A 19953-nucleotide genomic window follows, 5' to 3' on the forward strand; every position below is an offset into this window, starting at 1 on the left:
GTGAATACGAAAGCATCAAATGTAGGTGTCCATGCCAATAAGATGATATTATTACTGTTAATCGAATTTTATCCTGGTGGATTGTATCCCTTTCTTAATATGGATCAGTTAGAGTTAATAGACCAATCGATTTTGTTAAATGAATTGGACAGGGTACTAACACAGAATATCGAGATGGAGCTGATCAAGGCAGAAGATATTGATTCACTGGTGAAAGGACTGGATAAGGTTTTTTTAACACGATTGATGGATACATATACGGATAATAGAATTACTGAAATCAGGAAACATATCTTAATTAGGAATGGAAATGTGAGTACACAGGAGTTATCTTCAGAATTTTATTATAGTGAAAGGCATATCAGACGTTTGTTTATGCAATATATAGGTACGACACCCAAGATGTTTGCTCGTATAGTGAGAATGAATTATGCAATGCGATTAATGCAGAACAATCCTTCTGATCTAACAGATGTAACAGTGATAGCTGGCTTTTTTGATCAACTACATTTCATTCATGATTTTAAATCAATCTGTGGTATATCACCGATGGATTATATCAAAGACATGTCCGTTTTTTACAATGATGAATATAAAATGTGGAGTATGATATAACTGTTCAAATTCTGTGTTACAGTGAAAGGATGATAAAATGAGAAAATTAAGCGAAAAATCATTTGAAGAAATAAGAAAATGGGTGTACCAGAATGCACGACTATTTGAATTAGCCAGATGGAAGTATGAATTCGAGCATGGTAGTAAGGAGGAGGTGCTATCGGCTCTGTCGCTCTATCAAAATGAAGACGGAGGATTCGGAAATGCTCTTGAACCGGATAACTGGAATCCAAATTCCTCTCCTTATACGACGCTGTACGCCATCGACATATTAAAGGATATAAACGCAACGGATAGTAGCCATCCTATCATGAAAGGGATAATAAAATATTTGGATGGTGGAGATCATTATGATGAAAACGGTTGGTTATTTTCAATTCCGTCTAACAATGAGTATCCGCATGCACCCTGGTGGACCTATGACAGAGAAGCGAATCAGTATGAAAGTATTGGCGTATCGGCAGGAATAGCCTCTTTTATAATAGAGTTTATTGACCCGAATACCCAGTTATACAAGAAAGCGTTATCGGTTATCGATCGATTAATTCTCAAACTCAATTCTACGGATAACTACGGGGATATGGGTGCAAAGGGTTATATTACGTTAAAAAATACCTTACATAAGCTTGGGTTGGCTGGTAAATATGATATGGAAGTAGTGTCGGATTCAATTAGAAAAATAGTATATGATTCCATAGAGAGAGATGTTTCCAAATGGGCTTATTATGGAAAGAGACCATCCGATTATATATTCTCACCGGATAGTGAGTTCTATAAGGAAAATGAGGATATCATGCAAAAAGAGCTTGACTATACCATAGATACAAGACCTGAAAATGGTGTGTGGGGAATTACCTGGAGCTGGTTTGATTTGAATGATACTTATCCAAAAGAATTTGCCATATCAGAAAACTGGTGGAAATCAGATGTTGCAATCCGCAAGCTAAAATTATTAAGGAATTTTGACAGACTGGATTTCAATAGCAAATAACGATAAGATTCATTTACATATCTATATGCGCACGATTATTATCACAGGATTGTAAAGAAATTACTATTGAAATATGAGAATTAAGAATATATTTGAGCACATGGAGGGAGATAATGGGCGTTATAGATATTATTAGTGAAAGAACAAGTTATAGAGGCAGATATGCCAGTGATAGAATTCCTAGGGAGCATCTTCAGCTGATTATGGAAGCGGGACTAGCGGCTCCCTCAGGATGTAATAAGCAAACAACCAGCTTAATTGCGGTGGATGATCCGGATATACTGGACAAATTGCATGCTGTTATTCAGCCGCCTATTGGGGAAACAGCACCTGCTATGATATGTGTATTAACGAAAAGGATATTTGCATACAGAGATAAGTGTTATGCGACTCAAGATTATTCAGCAGCTATAGAAAATATGCTATTAGCGATTGTGGAATTAGGATATCAAAGCTGTTGGATAGAAGGACATATAACAGATGATGATAAAATCGGTCATCAAATGGCACAAATATTAAACGTACCGGATGAATATGAGTTGGTATGTTTTCTTCCCATCGGGATAGCTGTAGAGGATTTAAAGAAGGTGAAAAAGCGTCCATTTGAAGAAAGAGCTTGGTATAATAGCTTTGGTAATCGGTTATAAACTAGTTAATGTTCTAATAGGTGGAATTAGGAGTATATGTATGAAGAATGATAAGACAACCATACAGTCCATAGAAGAGTACTGTATAAATAAAGCAGGAGCTTATGAGGCAAGACCTTTTGGAACATATCCCATCTGTTATAAGGTAATGGGAAAAATATTCGCTCAATTCAACACGGAAGACAGCTTCTATAAAATAACGCTTAAATGCGAACCTGAAATGGCGGAGCTTTATCGTCAGCTTTATCCGGAGATCGTGGTACGCGGATATCATTGTCCGCCTGTACAACAACCATATTGGAATACAATTGACCTATATGCCTTTCACGATATGAATATGCTTTATCAAATGATTGATGAAGCATACGATGCAGTAATAGGAAAGCTTAGCAGAAAAATGAAAATGCAATTACTATCCATGACAGATATTGATTTTAGGGAGTTGGATGGCGAACATCCTGATTTTACAATGCTTGGTAATAATCAAAGAGATAGTGGCTTAGATGTAATTGTTGCATATAAAGAAGGAGTTCCGGTAGCTTGTGGAGCCTATAAAATGTATGATGAGGATCATGCTGAACTAAAATGTATCTTTACCGAACCGTCTAGTCGAAATATGGGATTGGGTTCAGAAATACTAAGAAGATTAGAGGCGAAAGCAAAAATAAATGGATTCAAGTGGTGTGTTTTAGAAACAGATATATCCTCTGAAAAAGCCAGTCATATATTCAAAAAAGCAGGCTATCAAGTGATACCGGGCTACGGTCAATATATTGATATGCCGAGTTCCTTATGCATGGAGCGAAAGATATAGAATTACAGATTATGTATTAAAAATATATTAAAATATTTAAGCATATCAATATGAGGAGGTACTATCGTTATGGATGGTGAATTAAAAATTAAAATGTATTCCTTTACCCTGGACTGCAAAGACCCACATGAGTTGGCAAAGTTCTATACTGAGCTTCTCAAATGGGAAATTGCGTTTGAAGACGAAAATTGGGTCTGTATCCACGCTCCTGGAACCAACCAGGGAACATATCCTAACATATTGTTCCAGCGTAATCCTGAGTATTTGCCACCTGTTTGGCCTGAAAAACCTGAAGCTCAGCAGCAAATGGCGCATTTGGACTTTGTTGTTAATGATTTGGAAAAGGCAGTTCAGCATGCAATCCAGTGTGGAGCAAAAGTCGCAGAGGATCAATTTTCTGATGACTGGAGAGTTATGTTTGATCCTTCCGGACATCCCTTTTGCTTATGTCCTATGATATCCCTTATGGAAAGCGATGATTTTGCATTATTATAATTTTTTCTCCCTTAATTTCACAACATTAGCGGCACTACGTCTGCGGCTATCCTCAATAGCAGCGTAGTGCTTTTTCGTGGTATTCACATCCTTATGGCCGAGAACATCGGCTACAAGGTAGATATCACCGGTTTCTCTGTAGAGACTGGTACCATAGGTGCTTCGAAGCTTATGAGGTGTTATTTTCTTTAATTTTGTAACAGTGGAAGCATATTTCTTTACCAGGTTCTCTACAGAACGAACGTTGAGACGTTTCATCTGCATAGAGAGAAAGAGAGCATTCGTATGTCCGTCTTCTGGAACCATCTTTTTACGTTCCTCCAGATAATTAAGCAAGGCTTCCCGTACTTCATCTCCAAAGTATACAACTACCTCATATCCTCCCTTTCTTCTTATCTTAATTCCGTTATTATCAAAGTCTACATCATTGATATCAAGACCTACACATTCGGATACACGAATTCCGGTACCCAATAAAAGAGTCATAAGAGCAAGATCACGGACCTTCGTTTTCTCGTGGTATCTTTGCTGTGTTTTCGTCATGTTTTCTGCATTCTCAACTTCGTCGAGAAGCTTTGCAACCTCATCAATTTCCAATCGTATGATTTCTTTGTCATGTAACTTTGGTACACTAATTAAGGAAGGAGGATTTGTAGTTATCAATTCCTTTTTGTAATAGTAATTATAAAAGCTCCTAAGAGATACGAGTTTTCTCTTCTTACCATTTTCCCGGTTAACATATTCTTTGTCATTGGATTTATAATAAGTGAGATATTCCATATATTCTTCAATATCAACGGGCTTTATCTGGTCAAGTATCTCTAACTTAATATCAGTAATAGGTGTGTTTTTCAAGGCTGGATTCGTATTCACTAGGAACTCGAAGAAAACACCCAAATCATAGGCATAAGCAATTCGTGTTCGTGAAGAGGTGGTAGGTTCAATTCCACGGAAGAAATCACGGCAAAAACGAGGCAGATTTTCAAGTAAAGCTCGTAATTTTACCGCATTATCAATATTAACCTTTTCATGATAATTATGTTCCTGCATGATATTCCTCCAAATTCTTTTCGTATATTTATTTATACAACATTTCATTTAAAGCCGCTTTCCCCAACCATCTATACCGCTACTTTGGATAGCATGAAACAGCCTTTCTCTCAACCCTGGACTTTCAAAACCAAGAGTCTTAATCAATTGCTTAATATATTCACGTTTGGTATAGCCATCCACTGGACAGGGATTTTTTACCACAGGCAGCCGGTAAGCATTGCGAAAGCCCTTTATATCTTTTTCTTCAACATAGATTAGCGGTCGTATTAATGTAATATCGGAGCGATCTAAATAAGTAACAGGAGAGAAGCAGTGAAATCTGCCCTCATAAATCAATGACATCATCATTGTTTCAATGACATCATCATAATGATGCGCATATGCTTCTTTGTTACAACCAAGTTCCTTTGCCTTTGTATTGAAAGCACCCTTACGCATTTTAGCACAGAGAGAGCAGGGGTTGCTTTCCTTTCTATGTTCAAATACGATATCGGCTATGTCCGATTCTACAACTGTGTAATTAATATTGAGCTCTTTACACAGGTTTGCGACTTCAGTAAAATCCAGCTCTTTAAAGCCCATATTTACAGTAATAGCTTCTATTTCAAATTGCTTTGGATAAAAACGTCTTAACCCGGAAAGTGCATAAAGTAGTGTCAGACTATCCTTACCGCCGGATACTCCTATTGCAATTTTGTCACCATTTTCAATCATTTGATAATCATCTAAAGCTTTTCTGGTATAACTAAGTAGCTGCTGCAATTTCATATTGATATCGTGCCTTTCGCATTCATAATATAATCGATGACATTATAACACAAAATATCTGAAAACAAAAGATGCGTTTATAGCAGAAGCTGGATATTTACTGATATATAACTTCAATTACATTCTATGACCATAGAATGCTTAGTAATAAAAATGTAACAAGTAAAAGTGATATAATTAAAAAATTAGAAATAACAGTCGAATGCTGTAGAAATCGATATATTATGTTCAAAGTTTATGCTACATATGTAGAACCTTCAATATTAAGGCTATTTTGCTACTATTTGCCATGTGGAATTGTAACTGATTATGTAAACTAAAAAAAATATTTATGTTATTATTCATGTTTTTGTCATATGACACATTTTTAACACTTTTTAACACTATTGTAATAAATGTAGCATGGAAAGAGAATTTGGAAATTAATTTACAAACCTTACTTCGGTTTACAAATTTTACTCTCTTTTTTATAACCGTAGGTAATCACAAAAGACAGGAGGAAGAATACGGCTATGATGACAGTAGTTTCAAGAACATTTACAAATGACAAACGAATCCGAACCCGTTTTTTACTTATTAGAATATGCTGTTTATTTATAATCGCAATTCTTGTAGCAGGTATTTATGCCAATACAGCAGAAGCGGCGTCAGGTCTAAAAATATATTATTATTCTAATAAAAAGCAATCAACCTATACTGATAAAAAGATTAAAGTTACTTTGAATGGTAAAACCATCAGTAAAACAAATGCTCCGGGTATCCTGGTTAATGGTGTAGCTTTACTTCCATATGATGATATCTTTAAGAATTCTGGTATTGAAGCAAGCTGCTCATATAATAAGGAAAAAGGTACAATTACAATATCAAAATTCAATAATACCATTACCATGACAATCGGAAGCAAGAGTGCAACTTTGAATGGCAAGAAGGTGACTCTTTCTGAAGCACCGATCAAAATCAAGTATGTGGATGCAAATCTGGTTAAAATTCTGGTTCCATCTCGTTTCGTAGCTGAGAATTTGGGCCTTTCTTATACATGGAACAGTAGTAAAAGTACAGTAGCAATCGAGAAAAATACGTTAAACTTATCTTATAATAATGGTCAGAAATTTGAGTATTACAGTACCCAGGGTAAAGTAACCATTGACGGAAAAAGCGTGAATCTTGGTACCATGCCGAGTATTATTACCAATAATACGGCTATGCTTCGAGCAAAAAAAGTTTTTGCAGATTCTTCTATTAAGGCAGATTATAAGTATGACAGTAAAACCAAGACGGTAACTTTAACAAAAGGCACGAATAAGCTCGTTATGACAATCGGCAGTAAAACTGCTTATCTCAATGATAAGAAGTTTACGTTGGATGCAGCTCCATTAATCGTGAAAAACCATGATACCGGATACACCTTTGTAATGGTTCCCGGAAGCAACACAGCCAAATCTCTTGGCTATAATTACTCTTGGAATAGCAATACGAAGACTTCGGTTATTACTTCTAAGAAGAAAGAAAACCCAGTTATAGTGGGCTCTGGTAATTCAGGAACTGCACCTGAACTGGGAGATTCCAGTGTGACGTACGAAACTGGTACCATCTTAAAGCAATGGAGCGGTGACGTATCCGTCATTGGAAAGAGTACGGGAGCTAAAGAAATTAATAATGGATCAGCAAATGCATTAAATACAATATATTCCGTAGCACGTGATTATGGTAATTCAATGATTAATAGTGAGATCTTTCAAATCGTAGGGACTTCTCCGTTTAGCAAAATTACCTCAAGTCAGTCAGGAAATAAACTAACTATTCAGGCTCTGAATACAAATTGTGCGGATCAGACTTATCAAATGTATGGAAGTACCAGTTATTATATTAATACCATAAGTACCCGTAATACCAATTCTTCAAGCACAACAATTGATTTCGAAGCAATTACGGATAAATTTACTTATGATTTGTCATTATCCACAGATCAGAAGACTTTATACGTTACTATTTATTTTAATACTGTGACATCAGCAGTTGTCGGAACCAATAGTACAGGAGATTACCTAAACATAACCGGTATCTCGACGGTTGATACTTCCATTATAAAGCAAGGTAATGCAATATATGTTACTTTACCTAATACAAGCAATAGTATTGGAGATATCTATACGGAATTGAATGGAGCAAAGTATTTACAACAGTTCTATACTTTGACCATGTCGGATAAAACGCAATTCATACTGGTTCTTAAAGAAGACTGCGAATATTACATACAGGAGAATGGTAATCATACGACTATTTTACTTCAATCTGCAACTACGCCGGTTCAGCCGACAATACCGGTAACAGATAGTGGCAGTCAGAGTCTGACTGGGTTTGATATTGTTATTCCTAAACCTGAAGGAATTCAAGCTTCTATGATCCATGATGAAGATTACTATTATAACAAAGAATTTGTGATTAAGCTTCCTGGAGACTATACAGAATTTTTGAGAAATCAGCCTATATCCTCAAATTCATCGATAATTAAAGATATCAGGGTGTCTCTGAACAGCAGTAATGAGACAGAAATCAGAGTATCCACCTCAAGATTACAGGGATACGAGTATACTACTGACGATAAAAATATCTATGTTAATGTCGGTGATCCTGGTGAAATTTATAAAAACATCGTAGTATTGGATCCTGGACATGGTGGAAAAGCGAACGGTGCCGAATATTTTGGAACCAAGGAGAAGGATGTTAATTTTAAGATACTTTATACAATTGGTAAACAGTACTTTAATCAGGATCCTTCGAAATTAAAAGTATATTATACCAGAACAACGGACGTTGATATATCGCTGAATGATCGTGCTGCTTTTGCTGAGAAATGTGATGCGGATTTATTTGTCAGTCTCCATATGAATGCATCTACCTCAAAAACTGCTGCTGGCACAGAAGTATATTATTCAAAGAGTAATAATTCACCGAATGATGCAGGGCTAACTAGTAGTAAGCTGGCTGAGATATTTGTAAGTAATCTTACCGATGTGTTAGGAACAAGTAATCGTGGTGCGAAGCACAATATCTATACGGTAGTTCATAAGAACACGGTACCGGCAGTATTGATTGAGCTTGGGTTCTTATCCAATAGTGATGATTATGATATCATTACGGATGAAGAATATCAAGATATGGCAGCTCAGGCGATCTATGAGACATTATTGGAAGTATTTGAAATGTATCCTACAGGCAGATAATTAACCCTTTATGATGAATATGCCGGAAAAACGGTGGAACGGAGTGAGTATATGAGCAACAAGAATTGGATGAAGCTACTTCAGAGAGCATTAAGTGTGATGTTAATTCTATTCATCTTTCAGAGCACCATACCTATGATAAGTATTGCGAGAGCAAACACTTCAACGAATGACGAATTGCAGGCAGTATGGATTTCATATCTGGAGTTTCAGGATCGATTAAAGGATCCCAAAACAGGCAAGCTGGGATTTACCGAGGAACGATTTCATGCAATGATTGATGAAATGTTTGATAATGTGGTTTCCATGAATATGAATGCGGTAGTAGTACATGTTCGCCCTTTTGCGGATGCGATGTATCCTTCACAATATTTTCCCTGGTCAAAATATATTTCAGGAACTCAGGGTAAGGATCCTGGATTTGACCCCCTGGAATATATGGTAAAAGCCGCGCACGACAGAGGACTGGAGTTCCATGCATGGATTAATCCCTATCGTATTACCAATAATACAACGGATGTAAAGACGTTATCAAAGGATAATCTAGCTAGAATATATCGAACAAATGATAATAAAGAGGATGATCGCTGTGTTCTGACATATGATGGCATGCTTTATTATAATCCATCCGATGTCTGGGTTCATACAATAATTCTGGATGGCATTATGGAAATCATTGAGAATTATGATGTGGATGGTATTCATTTTGATGATTACTTTTATCCAGCTCTGGGAAAGGATTATAAGAAAAACTTTGATTATAAGGAATATAAGGAATATTCTACCTGGTGTAAGGAAAATGGCATTAAGCCATTATCAATTGCAGATTGGCGGCGAGATAATGTAAATGCGCTGATTCGAAATATTTATGAGGCCATAAAAGAGTATAACAAAGATATCGAATTTGGTATTAGTCCAGGAGGATTTATCGATAATCTTCTAATGGATGATCGTTATTATAGTGATATTAAGACCTGGCTATCTGAACCCGGATACATAGATTATATCTGTCCTCAGCTTTATTGGAGCTTCAGCCACAAGACATATCCATTTGATAAAACCCTGAACCGCTGGCTTAAGCTTAGAACCAATAAAGATGTAAAAATGTATGTGGGTATTGCAACATACCGTGCCGGGTCCACGCTTGAACCGGATTGGAAGGATGATCCGGATATCCTAAAGGATATGATTGAATATGGAAGAAAAGCGGGAGCCGATGGATATATGCATTTCCGTTATGATTTCTTTTATAAAAAGGCTACGAAGAAAGCCGTTACAAAGATGCTAAATATCATTGAATAGTCATTAGAATATGTGGTTAAAAAGAATAGGAGACAGGTGAAATAATCACCTGCCTCCTATTCTTTTGAAGTATTACCCTGTCGGATTACTTGGACAACACGATTGCTACTTGTACTTACGTGTAATGGTATGCCACTTTGAAAGCATTTGTAGTTTGTTTATTCTGGTGAGTATATGGCAAGCCTGAACGGTATCAATTGAAACGATTCATGTACTTGTTTTATTGACACTTGGAGAAACTATGTATATAATGAAAATATTAACATAATTATGCATTTAATGCTTAAGCAAGGAGGCTCATATGAGTAAAACAATGAAAAGAATTGCAGTATTGTTAATTACAACGTTGATTGCTCCGGCAATCGTATCCTTTATTCCGAGTGTTAAAAGCTTAACAGTAGCAGAGGTTAAAGCAGCTGAAGCAAAATCAAAGTTGATTAAAACTTCAGCAACCATTGGCATTCAAAGTTCACCGGAGTATATCAGTATTGAAAATTACAATGAAAACGCAAAATATACCTTCTCATCTGCTGATAAAAAGATAGCTACTGTTAATGAGTATGGTATGGTAAGGGGTATTGCGAAGGGTAAAACAAAAATCAAGGTAACCGAAACACTTGGCGGTGAAAAAAAAGAAATTGGTACACTTTCAGTAAATGTTGTTAATGCTAAGATAGACCCTAAGGAAGTTGAAATTGGATTAAATGGATATGGTTATGTGCCCATTGCTTACATTAATTATGAAGCAAAGTATTCCTTAAAATCTGCAGACTCTAAAATCGTAGCCATTAATGAATATGGTACCCTTGAAGGTAAAAAGTTAGGAAAAACAACGGTTAGTGTAACTGAAACATATAAGGGAAAGACAAGAAAGTTAGGCTCCTGTACTATAAAAGTAATCAACTCAAGACTGGCTACTAAGCAGACTGAAATTCCTGTAGCGGGTACTACATACTGTGATTTACTGGTAGACTGTATAAATTCTAAGGCAACCTATACCTGTAAGTCCTCAGATAAGTCCATTGTATCAGTTGATGAATATGGTAATATATTTGGACTAAAGGAAGGTACCGCTGATGTCACCATTTCAGAGACCTATAATAAGAAAACTCGTAAATTAGGAACTGTTAAAGTGAAGGTAGTAGGTTCCTCTATTGAAGCCGAATATAGCAATATTGAGTTGGGTGTGAATAGTTCTACGTCATTAACCGATATTGTGTATATTAAAAACTATATATGGGAAGCTTATTATAGCTGTGAATCTGAAGATGAAAGTATTGTAAAGGTAGAAGAAGTAGAGTCTGATTGGGGTTCAAAATACACTAATCTCATTGGTAAAGCACTTGGCTCCACGAAGCTTACTATATATGAGAATTATAATGGTACTAAGAGAAAGGTTGGAACTGTTACTGTAACGGTTAAAGATTTCCCGGTAACCGGCCTTGAGTTATACACATATGATTTTCTAGAGGTGGATGGTAAATATACCAGAAAATACTATCTTGGTGAAGATTATAAATCAGATTCCTTAAGATACTATATTAATCTGAGCCCTTATAATGCTACGACGCCGGTGACCTATGAAACCAGTGATGAGACTATTGTAAAGGTAGATGAGACTGGTGTAGTAACTCCGGTAAAAGAAGGTAAGGCAACTATTACTATCACCTGTGGAAGCTATAGTGTATCATTTGTAGCAGAGATCACGACTTATAGTGATACTCTTGATGAAGCAGATTGGTAAGATGTATTTCACGTGTCATGTCAATTAATATAGATAAATTCAGTATGTGAATTGGTGTGAATGTGTGTAATGATATTAACATGAAGGGGAGGTTTCATAATACATTCTCGGGGGCAATGACTTACCTCACACTCAGTCAGAAGGACATATTACTGATTTTATATATCTCATACGAATCTAAAGCTTTGCATACGAACATAAATATTCGCCAGATTCATATAAAATGCAGCAATATGTTCTTCTGACAGTGCATTATGGTAAGTAATTATCCACGCTGATATATTATGATGCATCCCCTTTTTTCCAGGAATAATGATTATCATAGAAGATGAAATATGAGAATGGTATTTTGAATTCCATGTAATATGCAGGAGGAGACCGGATGAGACAGAAAAAGCAAAAGAAGGAATTTAATGATTTATTAATTCCAATTATTATCATACTTGCTGTATTACCATTTGTTACTCGATTGATTATATATCAATCAGGGCTCTCACAATACACCTGGTTCTCCGATAATGACGCTATCACAGATTTTTTTAGCTATTACAAAAGCTATGTATTTATTCTGATTAGTATATTATGTACAATCGTATCTGCAATCTATATATTGTTACATAAAAAAGATGGCAAAGAATATAAACCATTTGTTCTGATCGGAATCTATATTCTATTGGCAATCCTGTCCACCATATTTTCCGTTGATCGTAAGCTCTCAATTCTCGGCGGAATATCTCATTTTGAGAATGTGTTTGTTATAATCGGGTATGCAGCCATGCTATTTTATACCTACTGTATTAATAAATCGGAGCAGGATTACAGGATTATTCTTAAGGCAATTATTACTTCCTCTGTTCTTTTATGCATCATTGGATTTATGCAGATGTTTGGTAAAGATCCCGTATCATTTCCGATAATTCAAAAGCTTATTATACCGAGACAATATTGGGGAAAGCTGGGAGAGATAAGCTTTAACTTAACCTCGAATGCCGTTTCCCTGACGTTGTTTAATTCCAATTATGCATCGGTATATCTTGCAATGCTTATTCCTTTTTTACTTTCGATTGTGATGCCAATAAATAATGATAGTAAAAATACGATTAAGAACAATCCTTTGCATAGAAAGCAATATATCATTCTATTGATTGTTATGTCATTAATGATCCTGCTGTTTAAGACCTATTCAAGAGCTGGCCTGGTCGCCATGTTGACCTCAGTGAGTGTCTTATTAATATTTTATCACAGACAATGGAAGAGCTATTGGAAATCAATCTGTATCGTGAGTGCTAGTGTAGCAATACTTTTTGTTGGTATTGATGCAATATATGAGTTTCGATATATTCATAAAATTACCGGAACATTTCGTTCCTTTACCAATACTCAAAATCAGAATTCATTAGAGGAGATTATAACGGAGAAAGATCAGATTCTAATACGATATCAAGGGGAGGAAATCATAGTATCATATGAAAATGAAGATGATTCGGAAGCCCCGTTTTTGACATTTTGGGATAAGGAAGGTAAGAACATTTCCGAACATTACGATTCTGCTAACAGGACAATACAATATACACCTTTTGAAAAACTACAGTTCTACATAGAAAAGGAGGAAACGTTACATTCCAATATACTTTATTGTGTGATTGATGGTATTACATGGAGATTCATGTACAGTGATTTAGACGGGTATGTATATATAAACGACTTTGGAAAAGCGGATAAGCTAACCAGGGTTAATCGCTTCGGCTTTCGTAATACAGAGCATATCGGTTCCGGACGTGGTTATATCTGGAGTCGATCCATTCCGTTATTGAAGGAAACCATACTATTAGGAAAAGGACCGGATACCTATCCCATCGTCTTCCCTCAATCAGATTATGTTGGGAAGGCAAATAATTGTAAAACACCGTACACATTAATTGAAAAACCTCATAATATGTATCTGATGACTGGGATACATACCGGGATCCTGTCATTAATTGCTGTTATCACTTTTTATATGCTTTATTTAGTGCAATCGATTAGAATTTATAGAAAATGCAAGCTCAATACATTGACAGAAAGAATAGGAATAGGATGTCTAATGAGTACGCTAAGCTTTATGATTAATGGTATTTTCAATGATTCCTCAATACAAACAACCCCTCTATTTATCATATTTCTGGGGCTTGGCATGGATATTAATCATAAATTACGAGTTAATAAGTAAATCATACTGGAAAATGTTTATATCGCACATTAATTTCTATTGAGAATGGTACATATTGACACATATTATTCGCAAGTTTATAATATGGATATTAATTCATCGTATATTGGTATCGTCTTTATCCATATAATGATGTTACGAGTATGCGAGTGTGAGATTATGTGCTGATAAGCCATCACATCATCCTAAAAAATGAGAAATGAGGAGATTATATGACTAATGTAATGAAGAAAATTGCTTCCTTCTTAATGATCATGGTAACTGTTCTGTCGATTGTTTTTGCTGATTTAGTAGTGGGCAATGCTGCTATCGCTAAGGCAGCTGTCACAACGGATGCATATCTTAAAACGATTAATGCAAAAGTGGGTATTCAAAGTAAAACAGCGAAAATAGAAATTGAAAAGAAGAATAAAAATGCTACTTATACGTATTCCACAGCCAACGATAAAATTGCCACAGTTGATGAAAAGGGTGCCGTTACAGGAGTTAGTAAAGGAAAGACTACTATTACGGTATATGAGTATTATATTGGTGTGACAAAGGAGCTTGGTAAGGTATCCGTAGAAGTTGTTGGTCCAAAGCTTGCTAAAAAAGAGATTACGGTAGGAATTAATTGTAAAGAGGATACAGCAATTGATTATAAGAACAACAAAGCAAAGTATACATATAAGTCTGCTGATACCTCCATTGCTACGGTTGATAAGAATGGTAAGGTTACCGGATTAAAAGTTGGAAATACAAAAATAACAGTTACAGAATCATATAAAAATAAAACAACAAACCTTGGTACCTATACTGTAAATGTTGTGAACTCTAAAATTAATAAGAAAGATGTGAATGTTGCAGTACGTGGCAATATCAATGTGGATCAGGTTATCAAGTATTATAACCCGAAAGCTTCGTATAAGTTAACCACTTCGAATAAATCCATTGCTGAAGTAGATAAGAATGGTAATATTAAAGGTGTTAAGGTGGGTGAAACAACAATTAATATTGTTGAGACCTATAAAAAGACAACCCGAAAGCTTGGTAAAGTCACGGTACATGTAAAAAATGCTGCAATTGATCCGAAATTTGATCATGCTGAAATTGGTGTTAATTTACCCAATGTTTTAACAGAAGTTATACCAATTCAATATTTAAACAAAGATGCTGTTTACACCTGTACTACCGATAATGACAGTATTATTAAATGTGACTACATGCCTGATTTGAATGGTATTCTGAGATTTATGATAAAAGGAACCGCTATCGGTCGTGCTACAATAACCATATATGAAGAATATGATGGAAAGAAAACAGAAGTTGGTAAAGTATTGGTATATGTAAATATGTATCCGATTACAGAACTATCATTTAAGCTTGATAAATTTGATGATGCAGAAAGATTGCAGAAAATTTATTATCTTGCGACGGATAAATCAGATTATATATGGGATTATTTGATTATAGCTCCTGAAAAGAATACAACACCGTTTGTGTTTGACTCAAATAATAAAGAGGTTGTCACTATTGATGAAAAAGGTAGAATTGAACCAAAGGGAACTGGTACTGCACAAATTATCGTAACATGCGGAAGCTTCCGTTTAATAATGAACGTAATCGTTAAATAAGTGATAATAAGCTAATATCAGTAAGATGATAAAAACTTAAATCTAACAATCATTATATAAGCAATAAGGGAGAGTGTACATTAAGCACTCTCCTTTATCATTAATAACAGGAATAACAAACATATTATGAGAACCGGAAGAACATCCCGCTTATTTATGCTATGATTACAGGAATGACAAATTTTTCACACTATGATAAAATATAACAAGAGAATTATGTAAAAGTAGATTAGCAGCTGAGACTATTTTACAGGGGCTTATTACTTGGCAGCAAAGCAAAACTAGAAAAGTAATAAATATAAAGGAGAATAATCATGCCTATGAATTCAAATTCATTAGATATATTTGATATAATTACCAGAAGCTGGTTTGTCCGCGCTCTTGGAAAGCCAACTGCAGTTCAGGAAGAGGCATGGCCTGCAATTGCTGCAGGTTCTCATACCCTGGTATCAGCACCAACCGGAACCGGTAAGACCTTATCTGCATTTCTGGTGTTTATCGATCGGCTTAAGGCAGAAGCAAGAGCAGGAACATTATCCAAGGAACTGCATCTAATCTATGTGTCTCCTTTAAAATCACTTGCAGGTGATATTCGGGAAAATCTTCGGAAACCATTGAACGGAATTTTAGAGGAAGAACGGAATTACAATCCGAATTTAAAAAGTACTCCGTTTGATATCAATATCGGAATTCGTACTGGTGATACGCCGCAAAATGAACGAAAAAAAATGATTAAAAATCCACCCCATATACTGATTACTACTCCAGAATCTCTATATTTAATGCTTACCAGTATGTCTGGACAGAAAATACTACGTTCAGCAAAGGCTATCATCATTGATGAGCTTCATGCAATGATTGATTCAAAACGTGGAGCCCATCTGATGTTATCCATAGCTCGACTTGATAAGCTATGCTCTCAGCCATTACAGCGAATTGGTTTATCTGCTACCATTGAACCATTAAGTAAAGCGGCAGAGTATCTTTCACCGGATCCGGTGACAATTGTTGCTCCGAAGATGCATAAAGAGGTTGAACTAGCTATAACAAGCCCATTACCGGAAAGCAAGATTATGCATAAGGATTCCGTATGGAAGGAGCTGGCTTATACCGTTTACTCGCACTGTACAGGAACACGAAGTGTAATAGCTTTTGTTGAGGGACGCGCATATGCAGAAAAGCTAGCTTATTATGTCAATCAGTTAGGAGGCGAGAATTTTGCCAGGACGCATCATGGCAGCTTATCAAAAGAGCATCGGCTTGAAGTAGAGGAAGCGTTACGAAGAGGGGAGCTTCGCCTGTTATGCGCAACCTCTAGTATGGAATTAGGAATTGATGTTGGAGAAATAGACCAGGTATTCCAAATTGGTTGTCCCCGATCTATTTCCAGTACCATGCAACGATTAGGTCGTGCAGGACATAACCCGGGGCGAACCAGTGTAATGCATATATTTCCCCGTGTTGCTTCAGAATGCCTATATAGTGGCCTGACAGCAGAAGTAGTTCGAAAGGGAGGGGTAGAATATTCACGTCCTCCAAGGTTATGTCTTGATGTACTTGCCCAACACCTTGTTTCTATGGCTACGGGAGAAGGATATGATATAGACGAGGTAATGGAAATACTGCCACGAGCTTACCCCTTCTATGAGGTAACGAGAGAGGATGTAAAGGATGTTCTATGTATGTTGGCAGGAGATTATGAACATGAACGGGATATCCCAGTACGTCCAAGAATCTTATATGACCGAATACATGAACGTGTTGAGGGAGATCCCTATAGTCGTATGCTTGCAGTATCAGCCGGAGGAACCATTCCGGATAAAGGGCTCTTTGCGGTAAGAACTGAGAACGGTGTTAAGGTTGGTGAAGTGGATGAGGAATTTGTCTTTGAAGCACGGGTAGGAGACAAGTTCCTGCTGGGCTCCTTTTCCTGGCAGATTCAGCAGATACAAAAAGACACAGTATTGGTATCGCAATCATCGATCCAGGGAGCAAGACCACCGTTTTGGAAGGGTGAAATCAAGGGACGAACCATTCAGACAGGGATGGAATTCGGCAGATTGATACGTAAGCTGTCAGTTGCCATTGAAACGAATACCATCGATAAGGAACTTACCAGTATGGGGTTGGATTATAGTGCAACTACGAATGCTGCAGATTTTCTGAGAAGACAGCTGGAGGCAACCGGGGTGTTACCGGATGACAAGACCATTGTAATAGAACATTTTCATGATGAAACTGGAAGCAATCAAGTTATGGTGCATTCCATATTCGGAAGACAGGTGAATGAGCCTCTGGCAATCTTATCCCATGAAATCGTAAGACGACGTACGAAAACAAGCTTCAGCTATTTTGTTGATGACGATGGATTTCTCTTATTTCCCTACGGAGATTGTGAAATGCCGGAGGGTATATTATTCTCAATTAATCCAGATACGGCAAAATCCGTATTAGAAGCAGTACTTCCTGCCACTTCGTTATTTAATATGACCTTCCGCTACAATGCAGGTAGAGCTCTTATGATGGGGGTTAAGAAAGCAGGGCGACAACCGTTGTGGGTACAGCGCCTTCGTAGTACGCAAATGCTTGATTCTGTATTAAAATATCGTGAACACCCGTTAATACGGGAGACAAAACGAGAATGTCTTGAGGATTATTGGGACTTGGAAGGTGTTGTTTTCCTTCTTCATGAAATACGGTCCGGTAATATTCAGGTTCGGGAAATATATCTGGATACACCTTCCCCTATGGCATTTCCTCTTAGACATCAGACAGAAGCATATATGATGTATGAGTATACCCCAACCACATCAGGAATTCATCATGCAACGGAAGAAGCACTGAATCAGATTAATTACATCGAACCAGCACCGGAACAGCTGGCAAAGGTATCGGAACGGGCCCGTTTACCAGAGGATGAAAAGCAGTTGCACTCCCTGTTAATGATTGAAGGTGATCTTATAGCCGGTGAAATTGATGTTCCCATCGATTGGCTGGAAACACTGGCAGAGAGGGAACAGGTATGTTATATTGAGCCCGGCTTATGGATTGCTGCTGAACAACAGGATGAATATCAAAAAGCTCTTCAGGAGGAGGTGCCTGAAGCCAGGCTACGCATAGTAAGAAGATTATTACGGTATCGAGGAGCATATTCCGTAGAACTACTTGCAGAACGATATTTTTGGTCCGAGGATCTGGCTAGAAATGTACTAGCTCAACTATGTGAACAGGGACTTGCAGTGGAAAACAATGGTCTTTACTATCATGCGGAGCTTTATGACAGAGCACGTAACGAGACTGTTAAAATCCGTCGTACACAGATTAAAACAGTACCTTCCGAACGCTATGCAGCACTTATTGCCAATCGTATGCGTATCACAGCGCCTCAGAAGGAACAGCTGGAGTATGGAATTAAGAATTTATGTGATCAGATCTATCCCGTTCAGCAATGGGAAGCAATTCTTTTGCCAGCACGGGTAAATGGATATCGACCGGAATTATTGGATACATTGTTGTCCGAAGGTAATTACTATTGGCAAATCCATTCAGATAAAGGACTCAGTTTTCATTTATATGATGAAATTGACTGGGAATCAGATTTATCTGATATAATGCTGGGATTAGAAGAAAATGAAAAAATCATATATGATGCATTATTAAAACGAGGAGCTAGCTTTGTTCAAAGATTATCCAGCTTGATAGAAGGGGAATCACCTTATGATACATTGATTGAAATGGTTGAAAAAGGCCTGATTTTTGCAGATAGCTTTCTTCCGATAAGGCAGTTACTTTCTAGGGAGAAGCTGCAAAAGACTACGGTAAGACAACGGATATCGGCCAGATCGAAAGTGCTAGCTAACGGACGTTTTGAGCTATCCCGTCCGAGAATAGAACTGACAATGGAACAGAAGCTGAATCGAATCTTTGACCGGGTGATTATTCTTTCCCGTGAGACTGCTCAGGGTATTAACTGGAGTAAAGCACTGGAATTATTGCGTGTATGGGAATATACCGGACGAGTGAGACGTGGCTATTTTATCAAAGGATTATCAGGTGTTCAGTATATTAGAGCAGAAGAGTTTGACTCTACCATACTTGCATTAGAACAACCTAATGAAGATATTATATGGTTACCAGCAGTGGATCCTGCACAGCAATGGGGGAAAGCACTTCCTCATATGCAGGATCGTAGCTTCTTTAACATTCCTGGCAACGTAGTTGCATTGCGAGCAGGAATTCCGGTAGCGGTATTTGAACGACAGGGAAAAGTACTTCGCGTATTTGATGAGGAGGCACTTCATGAAGCACTTCCGATATTTGCACAGGATTTTGCACGAAAGAGAATATTTGCTTCGCAAAAAAGAATGATCGTGAAAGAATATCCTGAGATTGCTATGAATGTGCTTGCGAGTGCTGGCTTTATCCGTGAAATGCAGGATTATGTATTATATAAATAATTTGGAATGGAAAAAGAGCAT

At 36.9% G+C, this 19953-nt stretch carries 13 protein-coding genes; 11 read left to right on the top strand and 2 right to left on the bottom strand.

Features of this window, described 5'->3' with window-relative positions; translation table 11 throughout:
- The 5 genes from H0486_RS18430 (at position 1) to H0486_RS08750 (ending at position 3562) form a co-directional block, all read left to right on the top strand.
- Positions 1-615: a helix-turn-helix transcriptional regulator gene (locus H0486_RS18430; protein WP_228352633.1), complete on the top strand. Its 615-nt coding sequence runs from the start codon at positions 1-3 to the stop codon at positions 613-615.
- A gap of 37 nt (positions 616-652) precedes the next feature.
- Complete coding sequence (locus H0486_RS08735; protein WP_228352634.1) at positions 653-1606, top strand: hypothetical protein; 954 nt, start codon at positions 653-655, stop codon at positions 1604-1606.
- A gap of 113 nt (positions 1607-1719) precedes the next feature.
- Positions 1720-2253 (top strand): nitroreductase family protein, encoded by a 534-nt coding sequence (locus tag H0486_RS08740; protein ID WP_228352635.1) that lies wholly within the window; start codon positions 1720-1722, stop codon positions 2251-2253.
- Positions 2254-2293: 40 nt separating this feature from the next.
- Positions 2294-3067, top strand: coding sequence for a GNAT family N-acetyltransferase (locus H0486_RS08745; protein WP_228352636.1), 774 nt, complete (start codon positions 2294-2296; stop codon positions 3065-3067).
- A gap of 69 nt (positions 3068-3136) precedes the next feature.
- Positions 3137-3562 carry a VOC family protein gene (locus tag H0486_RS08750; RefSeq protein ID WP_228352637.1) on the top strand — a complete coding sequence of 142 codons (426 nt, stop codon included), beginning with the start codon at positions 3137-3139 and terminating at the stop codon, positions 3560-3562.
- Here H0486_RS08750 and H0486_RS08755 read toward each other — a convergent pair.
- Both H0486_RS08755 and H0486_RS08760 read right to left on the bottom strand, forming a co-directional pair.
- Positions 3557-4612, bottom strand: coding sequence for a tyrosine-type recombinase/integrase (locus H0486_RS08755; protein WP_228352638.1), 1056 nt, complete (start codon positions 4610-4612; stop codon positions 3557-3559). The two genes, H0486_RS08750 and H0486_RS08755, sit on opposite strands and share 6 nt — an antisense overlap.
- 48 nt (positions 4613-4660) lie before the next feature.
- Positions 4661-5383, bottom strand: coding sequence for a tRNA 2-thiocytidine biosynthesis TtcA family protein (locus H0486_RS08760; RefSeq protein WP_228352639.1), 723 nt, complete (start codon positions 5381-5383; stop codon positions 4661-4663).
- A gap of 512 nt (positions 5384-5895) precedes the next feature.
- Between H0486_RS08760 and H0486_RS08765 the strand changes: the two genes are divergently transcribed.
- From H0486_RS08765 to H0486_RS08790, 6 genes are all read left to right on the top strand, one after another.
- On the top strand, positions 5896-8607 hold the full coding sequence (locus H0486_RS08765) for an N-acetylmuramoyl-L-alanine amidase (RefSeq protein WP_228352640.1): 2712 nt from the start codon (positions 5896-5898) through the stop codon (positions 8605-8607).
- A 51-nt stretch (positions 8608-8658) separates the two neighbouring features.
- On the top strand, positions 8659-9909 hold the full coding sequence (locus H0486_RS08770; RefSeq protein ID WP_228352641.1) for a glycoside hydrolase family 10 protein: 1251 nt from the start codon (positions 8659-8661) through the stop codon (positions 9907-9909).
- 301 nt (positions 9910-10210) lie between these two features.
- A complete protein-coding gene (locus H0486_RS08775; protein WP_228352642.1) occupies positions 10211-11653 on the top strand; it encodes an Ig-like domain-containing protein in 1443 nt (480 codons plus the stop codon).
- 382 nt (positions 11654-12035) lie between these two features.
- A complete protein-coding gene (locus H0486_RS08780; RefSeq protein WP_228352643.1) occupies positions 12036-13862 on the top strand; it encodes an O-antigen ligase family protein in 1827 nt (608 codons plus the stop codon).
- Between the two features lie 212 nt (positions 13863-14074).
- Positions 14075-15475 (top strand): Ig-like domain-containing protein, encoded by a 1401-nt coding sequence (locus tag H0486_RS08785; protein WP_228352644.1) that lies wholly within the window; start codon positions 14075-14077, stop codon positions 15473-15475.
- Between the two features lie 320 nt (positions 15476-15795).
- Positions 15796-19932, top strand: coding sequence for a DEAD/DEAH box helicase (locus H0486_RS08790; protein ID WP_228354397.1), 4137 nt, complete (start codon positions 15796-15798; stop codon positions 19930-19932).
- Positions 19933-19953 lie beyond the last annotated feature (21 nt).

This window comes from Variimorphobacter saccharofermentans (assembly GCF_014174405.1).
In the GTDB taxonomy this organism is placed as follows: Bacteria; Bacillota; Clostridia; order Lachnospirales; family Lachnospiraceae; genus Mobilitalea; species Mobilitalea saccharofermentans.

Coding starts and splice junctions, on each gene's coding strand:
- H0486_RS08735 (WP_228352634.1), top strand. CDS start 653: ATGAGAAAATTAAGCGAAAAATCATTTGAAGAAATAAGAAAATGGGTG.
- H0486_RS08740 (WP_228352635.1), top strand. CDS start 1,720: ATGGGCGTTATAGATATTATTAGTGAAAGAACAAGTTATAGAGGCAGA.
- H0486_RS08745 (WP_228352636.1), top strand. CDS start 2,294: ATGAAGAATGATAAGACAACCATACAGTCCATAGAAGAGTACTGTATA.
- H0486_RS08750 (WP_228352637.1), top strand. CDS start 3,137: ATGGATGGTGAATTAAAAATTAAAATGTATTCCTTTACCCTGGACTGC.
- H0486_RS08755 (WP_228352638.1), bottom strand. CDS start 4,612: ATGCAGGAACATAATTATCATGAAAAGGTTAATATTGATAATGCGGTA.
- H0486_RS08760 (WP_228352639.1), bottom strand. CDS start 5,383: ATGAAATTGCAGCAGCTACTTAGTTATACCAGAAAAGCTTTAGATGAT.
- H0486_RS08765 (WP_228352640.1), top strand. CDS start 5,896: ATGATGACAGTAGTTTCAAGAACATTTACAAATGACAAACGAATCCGA.
- H0486_RS08770 (WP_228352641.1), top strand. CDS start 8,659: ATGAGCAACAAGAATTGGATGAAGCTACTTCAGAGAGCATTAAGTGTG.
- H0486_RS08775 (WP_228352642.1), top strand. CDS start 10,211: ATGAGTAAAACAATGAAAAGAATTGCAGTATTGTTAATTACAACGTTG.
- H0486_RS08780 (WP_228352643.1), top strand. CDS start 12,036: ATGAGACAGAAAAAGCAAAAGAAGGAATTTAATGATTTATTAATTCCA.
- H0486_RS08785 (WP_228352644.1), top strand. CDS start 14,075: ATGACTAATGTAATGAAGAAAATTGCTTCCTTCTTAATGATCATGGTA.
- H0486_RS08790 (WP_228354397.1), top strand. CDS start 15,796: ATGAATTCAAATTCATTAGATATATTTGATATAATTACCAGAAGCTGG.